This window comes from Pedobacter gandavensis, assembly GCF_032677645.1.
Taxonomy (GTDB): Bacteria; Bacteroidota; Bacteroidia; order Sphingobacteriales; family Sphingobacteriaceae; genus Pedobacter; species Pedobacter gandavensis_A.
In genome coordinates this window covers 746,222-766,869 of the sequence record NZ_JAVTSB010000001.1, presented here as the reverse complement: position 1 = coordinate 766,869, position 20,648 = coordinate 746,222, and the positions used below count along the sequence as shown (strand labels likewise).

Sequence of the window (20,648 nt, the reverse complement as noted above, 5' to 3'; positions counted from 1 at the left end):
GTGGAATGGCAATGTATCGCTCCCTGGAGCAGCAATGCCCGGATTTTCACCTCTATATCTTTGCCTTTGATGATCGCTCGTTTGAACTGTTAACCGAGCTTAACTTAAAAAAAGCAACGGTAATTTCCTTAGCTGAATTTGAGGATGAATCGTTATTGAATATAAAAGCAAGTCGCACAGCAGCAGAATATTGCTGGACTTGTACGCCTGCTACCGTAAGCTATTGTCTCCATACCTATCAATTGTCTTCTTGTATTTATATTGATGCAGACCTCCTGTTTTTCTCCGATCCGGCAATATTAATTGCAGAAATGGCTGCTGAGGAATCGGTGTTAATTACAGATCATCGCTACAGCCCTGAATATGATCAATCAAAAACAAATGGTAGATATTGTGTGCAATTTGTGTATTTCAAAAATGATCTGCGCGGCAGGAAAGCACTGGACTGGTGGAGGGCTGCCTGCATTGAATGGTGCTTTAACAGAATTGAAGATGGTAAATTTGGTGATCAGAAATATCTTGATGACTGGTCAGAGCGTTTTGAAGGCGTTCATGAGCTACAGCATTTAGGTGGTGGAGTAGCCCCATGGAATGTTCAGCAATATGATTTCAGGAAAGAAGGCCCAAACGTAACCGGTACGGTAATTTCCGGCGGCAAACGTTTTGAACTGGTATTCTATCATTTTCATCATTTTAAGTATTGTGAACAAAAGGCCTGGTCTTTGGGACCTTATACCTTGACAAAATCCGATATTAAAACGATATATAAGCCTTACGTTCAGGCATTGAATGAAGCAAAAGATGTATTGCTAACCCTAACAGGGGGAGAATACTTTCATGAAGTGACGGAAATTCCCAGGATTAGAAAATCACTGCGGAGAATGTTCCATTTCCATTGCTTTGGACATATAAACAATTATTATTCCACTAAATATTTAACAAAATAATGGCTTACGATATTTGTTTGAAAACTTTCACGGACGAACGTGGAAATCTTACGGTTATTGAAAAGGTAATTCCTTTTGATATGAAGCGTATCTTTTATATCTATGGAGTTGACGGCTCAGTACGTGGCGGACATAGACATCATAAAACTATCCAGGCAGCGATCTGTATTCAGGGAAGTTGTGTGATTAGCAATAATGATGGAACGAATAAAACAGACTATCTTTTGGACAGTCCGGATAAATGTCTGATCCTGGAAGCTAAAGACTGGCATCAAATGAAAAACTTTACCAAAGATGCAATATTGATGGTTTTGGCCTCGGAATACTTTGACAAGGACGACTATATTTATGAAGATTACATATGATAGAATATGAGGATTTAAAGAATTTAAACCGTCCGTTTTTTGCGGAGTTTGAAGCTAGCTTTCATGATACTTTAGAAAGTGGCTGGTATATCTTAGGTAAGAATGTCGCTAAATTTGAGCAGGAGTTTGCTGCTTATTGTGGGACTTCTCATTTTGTTGGACTAGCTTCAGGTCTGGATGGACTTGCGCTGGCTTTAAGGTCTTTCGGCTTTAGCCCGGGTGATGAGGTTATCGTTCCTTCCAACACTTATATCGCTACCATTTTATCTATCATCCAAAATGGATTGGTACCGATATTGGTAGAACCAGATATTCATACCTATAATATTGATCCTAAATTGATCGCGGAAAAGATCACTAAGCGTACCAAAGCAATTATGGTGGTGCATTTGTATGGCAAGGTTTGCGATATGGACCCGATCCTGGCTTTAGCAGATCAGCACCAGCTTAAGGTGATTGAGGATTGTGCGCAGGCACATGGTGCCATGTTTAAAGGTAAAAAAGCCGGTAATTTCGGTAATTTTGGCGCATTTAGCTTTTATCCTACAAAAAATCTTGGTGCATTAGGTGATGCAGGTGGGCTAACCACAAATGATGCGGAACTGGCAGCTCAGATTAAAATGCTGAGAAACTATGGCTCTAAAGAGAAATATATCAATGAAGTTGCCGGTTATAATTCCAGATTGGATGAAGTACAGGCAGGTTTTCTATCCCTGAAATTGAAATACCTCGATGACATCAATACTCATAAAAGGAAATTGGCCTCGCTGTATTTAAGTCTTCTGAAATCAGATTACATTTTACCGGATGTTCATCCTGATTTTTATGATGTGTACCACATATTCAACATCAGACATCCCCGACGAGATGAGTTGAAACGTTATTTGTTGGAAAATGAGGTGAAAACAGAAATTCACTATCCAATTGCACCGCATAAACAGCAAGCGATGAAAGGCTTAATTAGTGGAGAATTCCCCATTTCTACCGAAATACACGAAACGACTTTAAGCCTACCCATCTCTTTTTCACATGATGAAAATGATGTGCTAAAGGTAATTGATCTTTTAAACCGGTTTTAAAATCAGCTATGAATTATCACTTAATGATAGACGACAAGTTTATTAATGATTTTATTATTGATGCAGAAGCTGCTGCACCGAATCAAAATGTCTTTATAATTGATGCGGGCCCTCATCAGATCAGGCATGTAAAATCTGATCTGGCAATCTTTGCTCCTTATCATAGTCCTCTGTTTTTAGAGACAATTAAAAATATTCAGGAAAATGATCAGGTATTTATTCACTGGGCCTCAGATGCCGCGATTAACTTCGTGCTTCAATTGCCGGAAAAGATAAAAACAGGCTTGTTCTTTTGGGGTGGGGATATTGTCGAAATACCTTACTCCATCTATAAAAAAGATATCTATGGACGGCTGTCTTTGAGGTATTTTGAAAAATATGAGGAACGTCCTAAGGTAAAATGGAATCCCCTAAAACCAAAGCGGTTATTCCGGACTTTAAGCAACAGATATTGGAAGTATAAAGCCAATGAACAAAAGGTATTAGAGACTAGAATCGCCTTTTTTGCCAGACTTAATTATTTTTTCAACTGGAATATTCTAGATTTTGACTGGATTCTAAAAAATTATCAGACTATAGCGGTTTATAAGTACTTTTTCTATAATTTCAATCCCGTTCCGGCTCAGGAACTGGTTGCTAAAGCAAAGATTAAGCAGGAATATACAACGATTTTAATCGGGAATTCTGACACGACAACTAATAATCACATGGAAATACTGGAAACGCTAAAAAAGTTTAAATCTGAAGCGATTAAATTGGTGATTCCATTGAATTATGGCAATAAAAAATACGGTGACCTGATAGAAAAACGAGCGGTAGAAATTTTTGGCCGGGATAAAGTCATCGCACTGCGTAATTTTATGGACAGGGATGCTTATTATAGTATTTTAGATAACGTTGATCTTGCCGTGATGAACCATTACCGTACACAGGCTGCTGGAAATACCCTCGCACTGCTGTATCGTGGTAAAAAAGTCTTTATCCATGAGCGAAGTAGTACCTATCAGCTTTTAAATACAAATAACGTACAGGTGGGAAATTCTGCGACCATAGCTGAAATGAGCTTTCATGAATTTTCAAGTGTACCTACAGCAGATAGTATACAACATAATATCAAGGCAATTGATCAGCTGTTTAGAATAGAAGAGAAGAAAGCGGTTTTAAAAGATGCATTAGCCTAATGATTAATTCGATGAATGCACAATACGAAATGCTGACATGGGATACGGAGTTTTTTGGTTACCCTGTGGCAAAAATTAATGGCGGATGTTTGTCGGACGAAGAATTGGAATTTTGTCTTTTGAACTTAAACACCAAAGCGAAACTGGTTTATTATTCCAGCGAAAAACCTTTGGAGTCTGATCGGATATTGCATGAATTTAATGGATTGCTAGTAGACAAAAAAACAACTTTTGTCAAAGAGAACCCCCGTCCTGCAACGCTAAATCCGGCAATTGTGGAGTACAATGCCGATATGCCATTAAATGAATTGATTGATTTAAGTCAGGCCAGTGGCGTATATTCCCGATACAGGATCGATCCGCGGATTGAAAATGAAAAATGTGATGACTTATACAAACAATGGATATTAAACGCTATCCAACATCAGCTGGCTGATCGGGTCCTGGTTTATCAAATAGGTCAGAAACTTGCCGGATTGATCACCTTAGGTACAAAAAACAATAGAGCCGATATTGGTATTGTTGCGGTACAAGCCAGGGAACGTGGTAAAGGAATTGGTAAAGCCTTGTTAAGTGCAGCGGATGTATTCTCAAAGGAAAAAATGCTGACTGCAATACAGGTGGTTACGCAAGGCGCAAATCTTCCTGCCTGTGCCCTCTACCATTCTGCGGGTTATGAGGTGAGGAAAGTAGAATATTTTTACCACTTTTGTTTATAACAACTAATTATTTTTAATGATTCCTTTCAATAAGCCTTATCTAACCGGAAAAGAAATGCATTATATGTATCAGGCAGTAATGTCTGGTAAGTTATCCGGGAACGGTATATATACGGAGAAATGCCAAAAGTTGATGGAACAACAGTATCAGTTTGCGAAAGTATTACTGACCACCAGTTGTACCGATGCCCTGGAAATGGCCGCTATTTTAATTGATATCCAACCGGGTGATGAGGTCATCATGCCATCTTATACTTTTGTATCCTCTGCAAATCCTTTTATTTTAAGAGGGGCTAAAGTGGTTTTCGCCGATAGCGAGACAGATTCCCCTAATTTGGATGCGGACTTGTTAGAAGGCTTAATTACGCCTAAAACAAAGGCAATTGTTCCGGTTCATTATGCCGGAATGGCCTGTGATATGGAAAAAATAATGACCATCGCCGAAAAGTATAATCTATTGGTCGTAGAAGATGCTGCCCAGGCTATAGATTCTTATTGTAATGGCAAACCCCTGGGTAGCTTTGGGCATCTTTCCGCTTTTTCTTTCCATGAGACAAAAAACATTATTGCCGGTGAAGGTGGGATGCTCGTAATTAATGATGCAAGATTTGCAGACCGTGCAGAAATCATCTGGGAAAAGGGAACCAACAGGTCTTCCTTTTTTAGAGGTGAAGTAAATAAATATGGTTGGGTAGATATCGGTTCTTCTTTCCTGCCCTCAGAAATTACTGCCGCATTTTTATATGCGCAAATGGAAAACCTGGAAGACATTCAGCAGCGAAGAAAATCGCTTTGGAATTTGTATTTCCAGGAACTACAGGTGCTTCAGGACCAGGGGCAATTGAAGCTGCCTTTCGTTCCTGCTTATGGAACCAATAATGCACACATGTTTTACCTGATCTGTAAGGATGCAGCAGAAAGAACAGCGCTGATTACACACCTCAATGCCCATAAAATACATTCGGTATTCCATTATATTTCCCTGCATACCTCCCCTTATTTTGCGGATAAACATGACGGAAGGATGCTGGATCACGCAGATCATTATACGGAATGTCTGTTGAGATTACCTTTGTTCTATGAATTGGAGCAGCAACAGGTCAGTTATATTGCAGATTCTATTAAGGAATTCTATGCGCAACGGTCTTTGTAATCAATAGCTATTATTTAATCTAAGCGCATGAAAATTTTGTACGACTACCAGATGTTTGATGCACAAAAATTTGGTGGAATATCCAGGTATTTTGCTAACCTGATTTCCGGGATGAAAGCTTATCCCGAAATGAAGGAAAAAGTATCGGTACTGTTTACGAATAATTACTACCTGAAGGATAAAAAGAAATGGAAATTTGATCATGCTGCATGGAGGTTGCTCTTTAAAAACCCCAAAAGGCTGACCAAATGGAACAAGAACTACAGCAAATTCTGTATTAAAAAAGGAGATTATGATTTGTTCCATCCAACTTATTATAACCCGTATTTTCTGAAGTTTCTTGAGAAAAAGTTTGTCATTACCGTTCATGATATGATTTATGAATTGTATCCTCAGTATTTTGGGGCATTAGACCATACCCCTCAGAATAAGCGTAAGGTGATCGCTGCTGCAACGCATATCATTGCAATTTCTGAAACCACAAAGCAGGATTTAATGCGCTTTCTGGAGGTGCCTGAAGAAAAAATTACGGTAATTTATCATGGGCATACGCCCATTCGAAATGAAAATGAACCAGCGCTGGACCTGCCTGAAAACTACGTCCTTTTTGTAGGGAGTAGAGATGATTACAAAAACTTCGGTCTTTTTTCAGACGCCATGGCTTTGCTGATGCAAAAAGACGAAACCTTACACCTGGTTTGTACGGGAGGAGGGGTGTTTACTGAATCTGAACGTGCAGCACTCCAAAAATTAGGGATATTAGCACGCACAGGGCAGTACCAGGCCAGCGACGAGGGGCTGTACTGGATCTATAAAAAGGCGAGGTTGTTTGCCTACCCATCCTTATATGAAGGTTTTGGATTGCCAATTCTGGAAGCTTTTGAGGCTGATTGTCCGGTAGTACTCAGTGATACGCCGTCTTTTGTAGAAGTAGCCGCAGATGCAGCCCTGTTCTTTGATCCGAAGGATCCTCAGCAGATGGCAGATGCCTTTTTACAGGTGCTGTCAGATCAGGAGCTTTCTACCCGGCTCATTGTCTCCGGCAGAAACCGGTTAAAAGAGTTTAGCATGGAAGATTGTGTGGCCAGAACAATAGCAGTCTACAAAAAGTGCGGAAAGAATTAATCCGCTCTGTTAGGCTCTTTTCTGTTCAGTAGCTTCCATTTTAAAAGCTTAAATACAAATCTTGCCCAGATTTTTACACCGAAATACTTCAAAATTAATTGTGCCTTTTGCTTTTCAAATAAGGCGTCTTTTTGGACAGAAGAAATTCCTGTATGGTTGAAATTGGCAATGATGTAGTCTACAAATTCAATGTTAATCGCTGGATCTGCATAGCATTTCATATTCAGATGATGATCTGCTGAAATGCGGAAGCGTGGATCAAAAGTATATTTATCAAATACTATTTTAGGGTAAATCATAGCTTGGTGGCAAATCCCTGTTTTTGCCTGACTGTATGGGGTCAGATGGCCTAAGTATTTGCCTCCTCTTGCCAGCACACTTCCATAGTAAATGGTGTTCGGATCTTTAAGTACCTTCGCCATTTTGTCGAAATCCGGAAGTAGCGTATCGTCAGCGCCGATGAAATAAACCCAGTCTCCGGTGATCATTTTAAGCGCCTTGTTCATCGCATCATAAATACCGTTGTCTTTTTCACTTATCCATTTGCTAACCACATCCGGATTCTGTTTGATGATATCAAGGGTGCCGTCTGTACTTGCTCCATCTACGATAACCACTTCTAATGGACTATACGTTTGTTGCTTGATGCTATCAAGACAAGCTTGCAGGTCCTTTTCGGCATTATAGGTGACAATGATAATGGATATTTTATTCATGATGAGGGGTAATTATAGATATTGTGATAAACCTGTTTTACAGGTTTTCACCTGATTTGTAATGGTGTCGCTTAATATCGCATCATTGATGCTCAGTTGGTTTCTCTGCGCTTCGGGATGATAAATATGAAAAACAACGGCACCAAATTTTAATATTCTTTTGCGAATTCCTGAATTGATGAGCCTGATTGCCAATTCGCTGTCTTCTCTTCCCCAGCCTACAATCGCTTCATTATAACCATTCACATTTAGCAGATCTTTTCTCCAGAAAGCCATATTACAGCCTCTAACGTAAGTCATTTGCTTTGCCTTATATCTACTGGCCAGGAAAGTGCTTGCCGGATAGCTTCTTAAGCCATTGGAGAAATTTGTGATGCCTTTTGAAAAGACAGAAACAGCTGTACGCTGTTCCGCAATAAGTTTTTTCGACAATGCGTCAGACATCTGTACCCGGGTTCCAGAGACGAAGGTCCCGGTCTGTGCAAATCTGGCATGGTCTGCAATAAAGTTTTCTTCCAGAATCAGATCTCCATCAACCTGAACAATATATTCCTTTGAAGCTTTTGCGATCGCTTTATTCCTGATTTTAGACAATTGAAATCCATTGTCTTCCTGCCATACATGGATTAGAGGGATGCTGAATTTTGACCGGAAACTTTCGATCAGATCAGTGGTCTCTGCTCTTGAACCATCGTCGGCAATAATGATTTCATCCGGCATCAACCGTTGATTCAGGACACTGGCTAAACAAAGGTTCAGGGCCTCCGGCCAGTTGTATGTCGCAATAAGAAGAGAGATACTAGGCTTGTTGGTAACCATTGGCACAGGTTTTTAATTGATGTTGAAGCGTATAGCGTACCGCATCAGCATGATGAGATTCATTTGTTCTGGAAGCCTCAGGATGAGAAAGATGAAATTGAACCGCTTTGAATTTCACTATCTTTTTTAGGATTCCATTATTGATAAATCTAGCCGCCAGTTCTTCATCTTCATGACCCCAACCCTGTAAGTCATTGTTGTAGCCATTGATCAGGATGAAATCCGATTTCCAATAAGCCAGATTACTTCCTCTAACACTATTTGAGTTGTTTCTTTTTTTCTCCAGCAGGAAGGCCAGTAAAGGAAAACGAATGGCATTGAAGCGGTTGATAATGCCTGGTGACAGCCAGTTAAACCGGGTGATTTGCTGTTTGTAAACCTGAGAAATCCGCGCTTCTGAGATGTGCGCACGTGTTCCGCGGACAAAGAAACCCTGCTCTATGACGCTGTAATGGTCCTCGATAAAATGAGGATTCAAAATGACATCCCCATCTACTTGTACAATATAGCTTCCTGAACTGCTTTTTATGGCTTTGTTTAATACAATTGATTTTCTGAATCCATTGTCCTCATGCCAGATGTGTAGCAGGGGAACAGGAAAGTTTTTTTGTAGCTTTTGAATTAAAGCCTTGGTTTCTTCGCCTGATCCATCATCAGCAATCAAGACTTCTAAAGGAAGTTGTGTTTGATTTTGAATACTTTGCAGGCATAAATCAAGGGCTTTTGGCCAGTTATAAGTTGCTACAATAAGAGAAACTGCAAGCATATCGGTTATTCTGAAAAAGTTTGCATATCAATTAACCTTCTGTATAATCCGTTGTAGTTAAGCAGTTCGCTATGACTTCCGGATTCGATCACTTTGCCATTTTCTACCACCACAATCAGGTCCGCATTTTGAATCGTTGATAAACGATGCGCAATGATTAAGGAAGTTCTGTTTTCCATCAGCTTATACAAAGCATCCTGGACCAGTTTTTCTGATTCAGTGTCCAGCGCCGAGGTTGCTTCATCTAACAGCATCAAAGGAGGATTACCAAGTATGGCTCTGGCAATACATAGCCTTTGTCTTTGTCCACCTGATAAACGAATTCCACGATCCCCGATAGAGGTTTCGTAACCTTCGTCGGTATTCATAATAAAGTCATGTGCATTGGCAATTTTGGCGGCTGCCATCACTTCATCAGCTGTGGCATCAGGTTTTGCAAAAGCAATATTGTTAAATATGGTGTCGTTAAATAAAATAGATTCCTGGTTCACAAAACCCATCTGGCTCCGCAAGGATGCTACTTTTACCTCTCGTATGTCTATCCCATCAATCAGGATTTTACCTTCCTGTGGCTCAATAAATCTAGGGATCAGATCCATCAGCGTAGATTTACCACCACCAGACGGGCCAACAAGGGCAACCGTTTTACCTTTGGGGATTTCTATATTGATATGATCTAATATCTTTTTCTCCCCATAAGAGAAGGAAACATCTTGTAAAACGATAGACGAATTGAAAGATTTTATTTCGATTGCCTTTGGACTATCTACAATTTCTGGTTTCTCATCAATCAGGTCAAGCACTCTTTTCCCTGCGGCAAGACCACTGTGTATCCCACTGAAAGCATCAGAAAGTGCTTTTGCTGGTCTCATCACCTGAGAGAATATAGCAATATAGGCAATGAACTCTGAGGAGGTTAAGTCGGATTTTCCGGTTAAAACTAAGGAGCCACCAAAATATACAATTCCTGCGACCATCATCACGCCAAGGAATTCGGAGACCGGAGAAGCCAGTTGTTGTCTTCGAACCATCTTTCTGGTAATGTTCGAATACTTCACGTTTTCCTGATGGAACCTGTCTTTTACATAGTCCGTAGCATTAAATGCTTTCACAATTTTAATCCCCGAGAGTGCCTCATCAAGGTATCCAATCATATTGGCAAAAGTTTCATGTGCCTGTGTAGCCTGTTGTCTTAAACGTTTTACAATTTTGGCAATGATTAATCCGGAAAGCGGAATGATCAGTAAAGAAAAAAGTGTCAGTTTTACTGAGATAGAAAAAAGTAGCACAATATATACAATGAGCGTTACCGGTTCTTTAAATACAACCTGCAGCGTATTGGTTACGGTGAATTGAACAACCTGTACATCAGAGGACACTTTAGAGATGATATCGCCTTTACGCTGACTGTTGAAGTAACCTAAATGTAAGTTCATTACATTGTTGAACACATTTTTACGTAAATTCAACAAGGTATGTACCCGTAGATCCTCCATTGTTTTTGCAGATAGATATCTGAAAATGTTGGATAGGAAAACAGAAGCCACAATCATCAGACAGACATACTTTAAGGCTTGTGCATCACCATAATTCAAAATAAAATAATCTGTTAACTCTCTGAATTTAGCCATGATGTCCCACCAGGATTTCTCTTCAGTAATCGCAGGAGCTGCTGCTACAGCAACTTCAACAGCCTTTTTATGGTTAAATAAGGTGTCTAATAAAGGGGCCAGTAAGGCCAGATTTAACGTGTTAAATAAAATATATAGAAGTGTTGCAAACACATAAGGGATTGCAAACTTTTCTATTGGTTTTGCAAAGGATAGTAACCTGAAATAGTCTTTCATCAAGAATTTAAAATTTCCCAAAGGTACATAATTACATGCAGGTATAAAACAGGACCAGGGAAGGCTGATTTCGGGCGGGATCTTTCCGGAGTATTGATTTGATTCCTTATTATTGTATATAATTCTGTTTTTTGCATCAAACAATTTTTAGGAATGATTAATAAGGAGGGCCTGCTGAAAGGAATTACACAAGCGTCTTTTATCGCTTTGGCCAGAGCATTAACGCTGGTGGAAAATGATATTGCCCCTGCGGCAGAACTATTGCGGTCTCTGGAGTTAAATCAGACGCCTGTGATTGGGATCACCGGCCCTCCCGGCGCAGGGAAAAGCACGCTGGTTAATGCCATCACGAAACACTTAACGGAACAAAATAAAAGAATCGCTATTCTGGCGGTAGATCCGACTTCCCCTTTCAACTTTGGTTCTTTGCTGGGCGACCGTATCCGGATGTCTCAACACTTCAATAATCCTAACGTATATATAAGGTCTATTGCAACACGTGGTGCTTTGGGTGGGATTTCTGCCAAAACCATAGAAATGGTGGATGTGATTAAGGCCGCCAACTTCGACGTGATCTTCGTGGAAACGGTAGGCGTAGGGCAATCGGAAGTGGAAATTGCCGGATTGGCAGATAAAACGGTCGTTGTGCTTGTTCCGGAATCCGGAGATGAGATCCAGCATATCAAATCCGGTCTGATGGAAGTGGCCCAGGCTTTTGTGGTGAACAAGGCCGATCGGGAAGGTGCCGATACTTTTGCCAATAACCTAAAGAAGCTGGTGTATCAGCAACATCAGCAAATTCCTGTGTTTAAAACTGTGGCAGACAAAGATACCGGCGTTACAGAACTCTGTAGCTGGTTGCTCGAACCCACTTTAGCGGATAATCCACGCCGGCCTTTTTTAATGGCAGAAAAGGCGCTGAAGATTATTCAACATTACCGGATGGCCGGTTTAGACAAGCAAGCGCTGTTGCTTGCCATCACTGCCGCGCTGAAAGAACCGGACTTTAATATTTATAAATTTACTGATAACTGGACGAGGTCTTAAGATTCCCGGATCGGTTGTCTACACGCATTGTCTGGAAAAAAGGATTCTGGCTTAAGCCCGGCAGGACATTTTTGTCAAAAGAGGAAAATTTTATACCCTGATTTTTTATTCGGTGTGTTTTTTACACTTTATACCTGGTTTTGGGTATAAAGGCTCAATTTTTTGACAAAAATATGCTTATCGCCTTGTTTTTCAGTGTGTTTTAATTTTTTAAAACAAAAGCATATCTTCATTTGTATATTCTTATTTGGAAAAATAGGAGCGTATAGCCGCTTTAGTTTTAGCCGATTAGTCATGCCTGGAAACTTTGGAACGGAGTTTGTATATCTATTGTGGGAATTTAAAAAATTGTTTAGTTTTGCTACGCAAAAAATTATACAATTAATTTGTTTAACCTTAAAAAAGAAAATTATGAATTATTCTACTTTAAAAAAGGGTGTTGCGGTATCTTTCGTAGCATTAATGGGAGCAACGACTCTTGCTAATGCACAAGAAACTCCAGCTACTTCTTCTTCAGCCAAGGTATTTGGTGGAAGAGGTCAGTACAGATCTTGGTCTATTGGTGTTAACGGTGGTGTTTTATCTCCATTCTTAGCTATCGGTGGTACTAACGATTTCAACCGTGCTGACGTGAACTTAGGTTACGGTTTATCTTTAAGAAAACAACTAGGTCATGCATTCGGATTAGAAGGTAACATTTTCCGTGGAAAAGTTTCTGGTACTAACAAACAAGTTGCAGGTGCGCTTCCAGCTGGTATCAAAGATTTCGAAACTGAAATGCAATACTCTATTGACTTAAGAGGTGTTGTTAATGTAGCTACTGTAGATTTCTTACGTCGTGAGAACTCAGTAAACTTCTTCGTAACTGCTGGTTACGGTTTAGTTGCTTACAACCCAATCGTTAATGGTGTTGACAACAAAGGTAAATTTGGTGAAGACAAAGATAAAGACTTCGTAAAAGAAGCTTACATTCCAGTTGGAGCAGGTGTTAAATTTAAAGTATCTGACCGTGTGTCATTTAACTTAGGTTACACTATGCACTTCATCGATGGTGATAATTTTGACGGAGTATATGCTAAAGCAACTACTAAAGATAAATTCTCATACGGTTATGCAGGTCTTGAATTCTCTCTGGGTTCGAAATCTAAACCAAACCTTGACTGGGTTAATCCTTTAGCTTTAATGTATGATGAATTGAAAGATCCTTCATTACGTCAAGAAGTTGAAGCATTAAAAGTTCGTGTATCTAGCGTTGAAAAATCTGTTGAAGATTTGAAAAAAGATTCTGATGGAGACGGTGTTTCTGATCAATTCGATAAATGTGCAGGTACTCCAGCAGGTGTTGCTGTTGACGGTTCAGGATGTCCTCTACCTAAAGTAGAAGTTGCTGTTGTTGACGCTTCAAATGTAACTGGTTTCGAAAGAATCCAATTTGAATTTAACTCTTCAGTTCTTAAAACTGATTCATACCCTACTTTAGATAAATTATCTTCTGTATTGCGTGATGGTGGTGGTAAAGTAACTGTAAACGGTTATGCTTCATCTGAAGGTACTGCTGCTTACAACTTAAAATTATCTAAAGACAGAGCTAACTCTGTGAAAACTTACTTAGTTAACTCTGGAGTTAATGCTAAACAAGTAATCACTAAAGGTCATGGTGAAGCTAATCCAATCGCTTCTAACGATACTGAAGAAGGTCGTATCCAAAACCGTCGCGTTGAATCTGCTAGAGACTAATTATCTCTAAGTAAATATTAAAAAAAAGAGGGCTTCATTTTTGAAGCTCTCTTTTTTTTATGCCTACATTTGCCGGTGTATGTATCTATTTAGAAAGAAAGATCCGAACCGACCAACCAATATCAACCTGAAAATTATGCACGTCATTAATGCCGTTGCAATCGCAGTTTTCGTAGCTGGCCTGCTGTATAAGCTGATCAGCTGGCTTTCCTAGAACAAAATAAACCCATATAATTATGAAGCAAATATTCAATACCGACGATGCACCAGCTCCGATTGGTCCTTACAGCCAGGCTGTAAAAGCAAATGGTTTCCTTTTCTTATCAGGCCAGATCGCAATCAATCCGCAAAATGGTGAACTAAACATGACTTCCATCTCTGAAGAAACACATCAGGTGATGAGAAATATTAAAGCTGTTTTATTGGAAGCTTCTTATACCTTCGGTGATGTCATTAAGACGACTATATTCTTAACTGATATGGCTTTGTTTGCTGAAGTGAATGAGGTATACGGTTCTTATTTCGATAGCAAAAGCAATTTCCCTGCACGTGAAACCGTTGCCGTTAAAGGCTTGCCTAAAGGTGTAAACGTAGAAATTTCTATCATCGCTTCTAAAGGATAAGTTTTGGGTAAATCTAATCTGAGGTACTTCTTTGCGGGCATCCTGTCTTTCGCTATCTGGGGGTTTTTCTCCATTCCACTAAGAAATTTAAAGGCTTTTCCTTCCGAGGAAATCCTCTATTACCGGATCTTTACTTCTCTGGTTTTTCTGTGGATTGCGATACTGGTATTCAGGAAAAAGCAAATTAGAAAAGACCTGGATTACCTGGCTGGTTTAAGCAGAAAGGATAAGAACACGGTGGCCCTGCAAATTGCGGCCTCTACAGTCCTGCTCACTTCAAACTGGTACACTTATATTTATGCAGTCAATAATGTCAGTCTTCAATCGGCAGCCTTTGCTTATATGGTTTGCCCATTGATTACTGCGTTTGGTGGGTTCATCCTCCTCAAAGAACATTTATCGAAGCTAAAACTGATCTCCCTGGCCATCGCTTTAGGGAGTATCATCCTGCTGGCCAGCGGTTCCTTTGTAGAGGTGATGTGGTCGGTCATCATTGCTTCCCTATATGCATTTTACCTGATCATTCAACGGAAAATGCAAAACCTGGATAAGCTCAATGTACTGGCTTCGCAAATTGCTCTTGCCGTGATTCTGATGCTGCCCTTTTACCTGTTTCAACATGGCGGTATTCCTGATTCTGCCTGGTTCTGGAGCAATATCATTGTCGTGGCGGTATTCTTTACCATCATCCCCCTTTTCCTCAGCTTATATGCGCTGATCGGAATACCTTCTTCTACTTTAGGGATCATCATTTATGTAAATCCCATTATCGCCTTTAACGTAGCCATCTTTTACTTCGGAGAACAGGTAGATTCCAATAAACTGATCGCTTATTTGCTGCTGGTGGTCTCTGTTATCGTATTTAATTGGAGCATCATTAAAGATATCCTTACCTTTAGGAAAAAAAACATTTAAGGTCTTGTTTGCTTCCAATCTAGATACTACCATCGAATATCTTAAAGGCGTAGGGCCTAAACGTGCGGAACTCCTGCAAAAGGAGTTGCGTATTTTCACCTACGATCACCTGCTCAATTATTTTCCTTTTCGTTACATCGACCGTACCCGTTTTTATAAGGTAAATGAGCTGAACAGCGAATTACCCTACGTCCAGGTGTTGGGTCGGATTACCGGAAAAGAACAGATTGGGGAGAAACATAAAAAGAGAATCGTTGCCCGCCTTACCGATGAAACCGGCTCTATCGAACTGGTCTGGTTTCAAAGTCTGAAATATGTAGATGAAAATGTACAGCGTGGCAAGGTATATATCGTTTTTGGGAAGCCAACCGCTTTTAACGGCGGATTTAGCATCTCCCATCCGGAGCTGGAAAACTATCCAAGACCAGCCACCATCACCGGAAATTTAAGGCTGCAGCCCGTTTATAATTCCACAGAAAAGTTAAAGAAATTCTTCCTCGATAGTAAAGGGATTCAGAAACTTCAGGCCCTGGTGATCGAACAAAACCTGGGCGAAGTGAAGGAAAGTCTGCCGGCTTATATTCTGGATAAATACCAGATGGTGACTAAAAAAGAAGCGATCCTGAGCATCCATTTTCCAAGGGATGTGAAGGCTTTAAAAGGTGCAGAACGCCGGTTAAAATTTGAAGAACTTTTCTATATCCAGCTACAGCTGTTGCACAACAAGCAAATCAGGGAATGGAAGTTTAAAGGGCATCCTTTTAATGCGGTAGGAGATAGTGTAAATACTTTTTATAAGGATATACTCCCTTTTGAACTTACAGGCGCGCAGAAGCGGGTTATTAAAGAAATCCGGACAGATACGCAGCGTGGTGTTCAGATGAACCGCCTGGTGCAAGGGGATGTAGGAAGCGGGAAAACGGTTGTGGCCCTGATGAGTATGTTGCTGGCTAAGGACAATGGTTTCCAGGCTTGTATGATGGCACCTACGGAGATTCTGGCGCGTCAGCATTATGAATCTATCACTTCGCTTTTAGCGGGTCGTCTGGCCAGAGTTGGCATCCTGACGGGAAGTAGTACCAAAAAACAACGCACACAATTGCATGCGGAACTGGAAGCCGGAGAAATAGATATCCTGGTCGGAACCCATGCCTTGATTGAAGATAAAGTAGTGTTCAAAAACCTCGCTTTAGTGGTGATTGATGAGCAACACCGCTTTGGGGTAGAACAACGCGCTAAACTCTGGCGTAAAAACGTGATCCCACCGCATATCCTGGTGATGACCGCCACGCCGATTCCACGTACCCTGGCCATGACGCTATATGGAGACCTTGATGTTTCTTCGATTGATGAACTGCCGGTAGGTAGAAAACCGATTGATACCCGTCATTTCTTTGAAGGTCAGCGACTGCGGATGTTTGGTTTTATGCGGGAAGAAATCGCTAAAGGCCGACAAGTTTACGTGGTTTATCCCTTGATCAAAGAAAGTGAGAAACTGGATCTTTTGAATCTCGAAGCTGGAATTGAGCAAATGAGCTATCAGTTTCCCCGCCCGGATTTTCAGATCAGTATTGTCCATGGTCAGATGAAAAATGCCGAGAAGCAGTTCGAAATGCAGCAGTTTATCGATGGTAAAAGCCAGATTATGGTAGCTACTACGGTAATTGAGGTTGGGGTAAACGTGCCGAATGCCTCGATTATGATCATTGAGAATGCGGAACGTTTTGGGCTTTCACAGCTCCATCAGTTGCGTGGACGTGTGGGCAGGGGGGCAGAACAGTCTTTTTGTATCCTGATGTCGGGTAATAAACTGGGTGCAGATGGTCGTCTTCGTTTAGATACCATGGTAAAGACCAATAATGGTTTTGAGATTTCGGAGATTGATTTGCAATTGCGCGGTCCCGGAGACCTGACCGGTACTCAACAAAGTGGAGTATTGGAATTGAAACTGGCCAATCTGGCAACAGATCAATTGATTTTACAGGAGGCGAGAGCCACTGTAATCGATATTCTCGCGGGAGATCCACAGCTGGAACTCCCGGAAAACAGTCTTTTAAAAACATACCTCGCTAAAAGAAGCAGAGGTATTGCTTTAGATAAAATTTCTTAATTCGGAGCTGCCGCGATTTTAATCCTCGTCGCTGCCAGGTATTGACCCTGTGCCAGTATATGCGCCTTTTCTGATAACCGGCATGCCAAGGTGTTTATAGAGTTCGTCTAAATGCATTAAGCTGCCATTGGTTAAGTTACCCAGGAAGATCACCACAATGTTCTTTTGTACATCACGCACATAGATGTGTCTGAAACCATGCCACCATCCCGTGTGGTACACTACTTTTCTACCATTCTCGCCATCAAACATTCTCCAGCCGTAACCGTAGTTGAAATGACCATTGATTGCTTTGTTATGGCCGGTATAAGCAGAATCTAAACTTGCTTTAGTTAATAAACGGCCATTCTTTAAGGCTTTGTCATACAATACTAAATCGTGTATCGTACTGTAAATTCCCTTATCACCAACAGGGCCATCCAGGAAGTTCTGTACTACAGAATATCTCCAGCTGCGATCGTGACCAACAACATCCACAGGGATTTTAGGGTATACCGTAGTAGAGTAAACGTGTGTGTTTTTCATTCCCGCAGGTTTGAAAATATGCTCCATCATATAATCCGAGTAAGGCTTGCCGGTCACCTTTTCGATGATTGCTGCCAATACCATGTAATTGGAGTTGTTGTAATGAAAACGGTTGTCGGGTTTAGTATAGCGGTTAGGCTTATACTCGGCAATCAGGTTCATGACATCATTATTGCTCATTGGTTTTTTCTTGTCTTTCCAGATGCCATCTGTAAAATAAACGTAGTTCATCATCCCGCTACGGTGGGTCAGGAGCAATTTAACATTGATTCCCTCATAAGGAAAGTTCGGGTAAAATTTCTTCACATCATCTGTCAGCTTTAATTTTCCCTGCTCAATCAATTGCATGATCGCCGTTCCGGTAAAGGTTTTGGTGATAGAAGCCAGTTCAAATTCAGAATTGATCTTTAAGCTGTCGCGGTGTAGGTAATCTGCCCATCCAATTGCTTTTTCGTAAAGAATCTTGCCATCTTTGGCAACCAGCATATTGCCGTTAAAGCCGTATTTTTTATGTAGGTTCTGTACAAAGTCAGCAATCCATTTATCGCCTTTGGCAGGATTATACACCAACAGCAAGCTGTCGGCCTTGTCATCTTCCACCGTTCGCTCTTTACTTGGCTCTGCAAGTACCGCGGGTTTTTTAGAATTTGAACAGGAAAAGAATAATAATGTGGCTACTGAAGCTACGGCTAGAATATTACGATACGTCATGAATAATGATGGTGCTTTAAAGACCCGAAAAATAAGGAATATTAACCTTTTAAACGTAAAAGAGTTTTAAACATTATCAGCGCCTATTATTTAGCCTCCGAAATTGCCTACATTTGTTCAAATGAGCGTTTTACAGGGGATTTTTCCTGGATTCTGCTTTCGGTTTCCGGGATATTCAGGCCTTCGGAAGATCTGGCAGCAGATTCCTTAAAAAAAGAAAGCCTGGTTTACTGTTGCTGCTGCGTAAATTTTTCTTTACAGCATCAGGACATTGGAGAATAGCGCTACCATTAAATTATAAAAAACTAAATTTGTCATCACAAAAAAAACACTATGAATTTTAGAACTGAACACGATACCATGGGTGAAGTGCAGGTACCTGCCGATAAATATTGGGGGGCTCAAACTGAACGTTCACGTAATAATTTTAAAATAGGTCCGGAAGCTTCGATGCCAAAGGAAATCATACATGCTTTTGGTTACCTGAAGAAAGCAGCAGCCTTAGCAAATACAGAGTTAGGCGTATTAACTGCAGAAAAAGCAGCATTAATTGCTTTGGCATGTGATGAGGTGATCGCTGGTACTTTAGATGAGCAGTTCCCTTTAGTAATCTGGCAAACAGGTTCGGGAACGCAAAGTAACATGAACGCAAATGAGGTGATTGCCAACCGTGCGCATGTACTAAACGGTGGTACACTTGCCGATGCAGCTAAAGTTTTGCACCCGAATGATGATGTGAACAAATCACAATCTTCCAATGATACTTATCCAACAGCAATGCACATCGCTGCTTACAAACAAGCAGTAGAAATTACCATTCCGGGATTAGAAAAATTACGCCACACTTTAAGTGTGAAAGTAGCAGAATTCAGCGACATCGTTAAAACCGGCCGTACCCACTTTATGGATGCTACGCCTTTAACTTTAGGACAGGAATTTTCAGGATATGTACAACAGATTGACAACAGCGTTAGAGCCATCAAAAATGCTTTAGTGATGATTGCTGAGCTTGCGCTTGGTGGTACAGCTGTTGGTACAGGATTAAACACGCCAAAAGGATATGATGTATTGGTAGCTGCTAAAATCGCAGACCTTACCGGACTTCCTTTTGTAACGGCTCCGAATAAATTTGAAGCCTTAGCAGCACATGATGCGATGGTAGAATTGTCGGCGGCTTACAAACGTACTGCGGTTGCTTTAATGAAAATTGGTAATGACATCAGAATGTTGAGCTCTGGTCCACGTTGTGGTATCGGTGAAATCATCATCCCAGACAATGAGCCGGGTTCTTCTATCATGCCAGGTAAAGTTAATCCTACACAACCAGAAGCATTAACGATGGTTTGTGCGCAGGTAATGGGTAACGATGTCACTGTAGGTATTGGTGGTAGCAATGGTCATTTTGAACTGAATGTGTTTAAACCGGTGATTGCAGCTAATGTATTACAATCGGGCCGTTTGATCGGTGATGCCTGCGTTTCTTTCAATGATAAATGTGCAGAAGGTATTTTACCAAACTTACCGGAAATTAAAAAACACTTAGAGAATTCTCTAATGTTGGTTACTGCTTTAAACCCTTATGTAGGTTACGAAAATGCGGCTAAAATCGCTAAGAAAGCCCATAAAGAAAATAAAACGTTACGTGCAGCAGCAATTGAACTGGCTTTACTAACCGGCGAGCAATTCGACGAGTGGGTGCGCCCGGAAGATATGGTTGGCAGTTTAAAATAATTTATAAAAATACCCGGATATGTGGAGATTGATGTTAACCCTTTTACTGATTTCAGGCCTGTTTGCTGCTTGCACCAGACTGCCGAATGTACAAGGAAAAGGTGAGGCTTTTTTACAGGGTGTTTGGAATCAGGATAGTATTCCCCATAAGGAGGAGCTGCTGAATTATACGCAGCATAAGTTTAAATTTACCTGTGATTCGTTCTACGTAGATTTAATAACGCACTCCAAAGTGAATTACTATTCTGATTCTTGTTTTAACAATGGCGTTTGGAAAGAATATGCCAAAGGAGTTTATGAGGTCCGCAACGACAGTCTGATTCTGGAAGGCACTTATACCAAGGCCAATTATAAACAAAAGGTAGTCGGTTGCTATCAGATCGGAAGATATGTGAGAAGCTTTTTTGTCAAGTCCTTCGAACCAAATAAATTGTCGCTGGTGAATGCCAGTGACCAAAGGGAATGCAACCTGGTCTTGAAAGAAAAGATCGTTTGCGAACCCAAAGCGTTATAAGTAATCCTGTTATAAAAA

The 20,648-nt window shown here is 40.6% G+C and carries 20 protein-coding genes; 15 read left to right on the top strand and 5 right to left on the bottom strand.

Annotated elements, in window-relative coordinates; translation table 11 throughout:
- Positions 1-5: 5 nt before the first annotated feature.
- The 7 genes from R2Q66_RS03330 to R2Q66_RS03300 are packed head-to-tail and all read left to right on the top strand — an operon-like array spanning position 6 to position 6,569.
- Positions 6-947 (top strand): glycosyl transferase, encoded by a 942-nt coding sequence (locus tag R2Q66_RS03330; protein ID WP_316746578.1) that lies wholly within the window; start codon positions 6-8, stop codon positions 945-947.
- The gene (locus R2Q66_RS03325) at positions 947-1,312 is read left to right on the top strand and encodes an FdtA/QdtA family cupin domain-containing protein (protein ID WP_316746577.1); all 366 of its coding nucleotides are present in this window, start codon (positions 947-949) and stop codon (positions 1,310-1,312) included. Before R2Q66_RS03330 ends, R2Q66_RS03325 begins: the two co-directional genes overlap by 1 nt.
- Positions 1,309-2,391, top strand: a complete 1,083-nt coding sequence (locus R2Q66_RS03320; RefSeq protein WP_316746576.1) for a DegT/DnrJ/EryC1/StrS family aminotransferase — start codon at positions 1,309-1,311, stop codon at positions 2,389-2,391. Before R2Q66_RS03325 ends, R2Q66_RS03320 begins: the two co-directional genes overlap by 4 nt.
- An 8-nt stretch (positions 2,392-2,399) precedes the next feature.
- Positions 2,400-3,572 carry a TDP-N-acetylfucosamine:lipid II N-acetylfucosaminyltransferase gene (locus R2Q66_RS03315; protein WP_316746575.1) on the top strand — a complete coding sequence of 391 codons (1,173 nt, stop codon included), beginning with the start codon at positions 2,400-2,402 and terminating at the stop codon, positions 3,570-3,572.
- Entirely contained in the window at positions 3,572-4,291 is a 720-nt protein-coding gene (locus R2Q66_RS03310; protein ID WP_316746574.1) for a GNAT family N-acetyltransferase, read from the top strand. The genes R2Q66_RS03315 and R2Q66_RS03310 overlap by 1 nt, the downstream gene beginning before the upstream one ends.
- A 16-nt stretch (positions 4,292-4,307) precedes the next feature.
- On the top strand, positions 4,308-5,444 hold the full coding sequence (rffA, locus tag R2Q66_RS03305; RefSeq protein WP_316746573.1) for a dTDP-4-amino-4,6-dideoxygalactose transaminase: 1,137 nt from the start codon (positions 4,308-4,310) through the stop codon (positions 5,442-5,444).
- A 27-nt stretch (positions 5,445-5,471) separates the two neighbouring features.
- Positions 5,472-6,569 (top strand): glycosyltransferase family 1 protein, encoded by a 1,098-nt coding sequence (locus R2Q66_RS03300; RefSeq protein ID WP_316746572.1) that lies wholly within the window; start codon positions 5,472-5,474, stop codon positions 6,567-6,569.
- On the opposite strand, the gene R2Q66_RS03295 is transcribed toward R2Q66_RS03300, so the two are convergent.
- From R2Q66_RS03295 to R2Q66_RS03280, 4 genes are read right to left on the bottom strand one after another with little or no spacing between them, the layout of a single operon-like run.
- Complete coding sequence (locus R2Q66_RS03295) at positions 6,566-7,285, bottom strand: glycosyltransferase family 2 protein (protein WP_316746571.1); 720 nt, start codon at positions 7,283-7,285, stop codon at positions 6,566-6,568. The genes R2Q66_RS03300 and R2Q66_RS03295 overlap by 4 nt on opposite strands.
- Before the next feature lie 12 nt (positions 7,286-7,297).
- Positions 7,298-8,104, bottom strand: a complete 807-nt coding sequence (locus R2Q66_RS03290; RefSeq protein ID WP_316746570.1) for a glycosyltransferase family 2 protein — start codon at positions 8,102-8,104, stop codon at positions 7,298-7,300.
- Entirely contained in the window at positions 8,085-8,870 is a 786-nt protein-coding gene (locus tag R2Q66_RS03285; RefSeq protein ID WP_316746569.1) for a glycosyltransferase family 2 protein, read from the bottom strand. Before R2Q66_RS03285 ends, R2Q66_RS03290 begins: the two co-directional genes overlap by 20 nt.
- Before the next feature lie 5 nt (positions 8,871-8,875).
- Complete coding sequence (locus R2Q66_RS03280; protein WP_316746568.1) at positions 8,876-10,717, bottom strand: ABC transporter ATP-binding protein; 1,842 nt, start codon at positions 10,715-10,717, stop codon at positions 8,876-8,878.
- A gap of 153 nt (positions 10,718-10,870) precedes the next feature.
- Here R2Q66_RS03280 and meaB point away from each other — a divergent pair, with 153 nt between their 5' ends.
- The 6 genes from meaB (at position 10,871) to recG (ending at position 17,149) form a co-directional block, all read left to right on the top strand.
- Positions 10,871-11,764 (top strand): methylmalonyl Co-A mutase-associated GTPase MeaB, encoded by an 894-nt coding sequence (gene meaB, locus R2Q66_RS03275; RefSeq protein ID WP_316746567.1) that lies wholly within the window; start codon positions 10,871-10,873, stop codon positions 11,762-11,764.
- 411 nt (positions 11,765-12,175) lie between these two features.
- Positions 12,176-13,501, top strand: coding sequence for an OmpA family protein (locus R2Q66_RS03270; protein ID WP_316746614.1), 1,326 nt, complete (start codon positions 12,176-12,178; stop codon positions 13,499-13,501).
- A 79-nt stretch (positions 13,502-13,580) separates the two neighbouring features.
- Positions 13,581-13,715, top strand: a complete 135-nt coding sequence (locus R2Q66_RS03265) for a DUF6728 family protein (RefSeq protein WP_316746566.1) — start codon at positions 13,581-13,583, stop codon at positions 13,713-13,715.
- A 22-nt stretch (positions 13,716-13,737) separates the two neighbouring features.
- A complete protein-coding gene (locus R2Q66_RS03260) occupies positions 13,738-14,124 on the top strand; it encodes a RidA family protein (protein ID WP_316746565.1) in 387 nt (128 codons plus the stop codon).
- A 3-nt stretch (positions 14,125-14,127) separates the two neighbouring features.
- Positions 14,128-15,039, top strand: coding sequence for an EamA family transporter (locus R2Q66_RS03255; protein WP_316746564.1), 912 nt, complete (start codon positions 14,128-14,130; stop codon positions 15,037-15,039).
- 4 nt (positions 15,040-15,043) lie between these two features.
- Positions 15,044-17,149, top strand: coding sequence for an ATP-dependent DNA helicase RecG (gene recG, locus R2Q66_RS03250; protein ID WP_316746563.1), 2,106 nt, complete (start codon positions 15,044-15,046; stop codon positions 17,147-17,149).
- An 18-nt stretch (positions 17,150-17,167) separates the two neighbouring features.
- On the opposite strand, the gene R2Q66_RS03245 is transcribed toward recG, so the two are convergent.
- Positions 17,168-18,385 (bottom strand): serine hydrolase domain-containing protein, encoded by a 1,218-nt coding sequence (locus tag R2Q66_RS03245; RefSeq protein ID WP_316746562.1) that lies wholly within the window; start codon positions 18,383-18,385, stop codon positions 17,168-17,170.
- A 333-nt stretch (positions 18,386-18,718) separates the two neighbouring features.
- On the opposite strand from R2Q66_RS03245, the gene fumC reads away from it, so the two are divergent.
- Positions 18,719-20,116 (top strand): class II fumarate hydratase, encoded by a 1,398-nt coding sequence (gene fumC, locus R2Q66_RS03240; protein ID WP_316746561.1) that lies wholly within the window; start codon positions 18,719-18,721, stop codon positions 20,114-20,116.
- A 19-nt stretch (positions 20,117-20,135) separates the two neighbouring features.
- A complete protein-coding gene (locus R2Q66_RS03235) occupies positions 20,136-20,630 on the top strand; it encodes a fumarate hydratase (RefSeq protein ID WP_316746560.1) in 495 nt (164 codons plus the stop codon).
- The last annotated feature ends 18 nt before the right edge of the window (positions 20,631-20,648 follow it).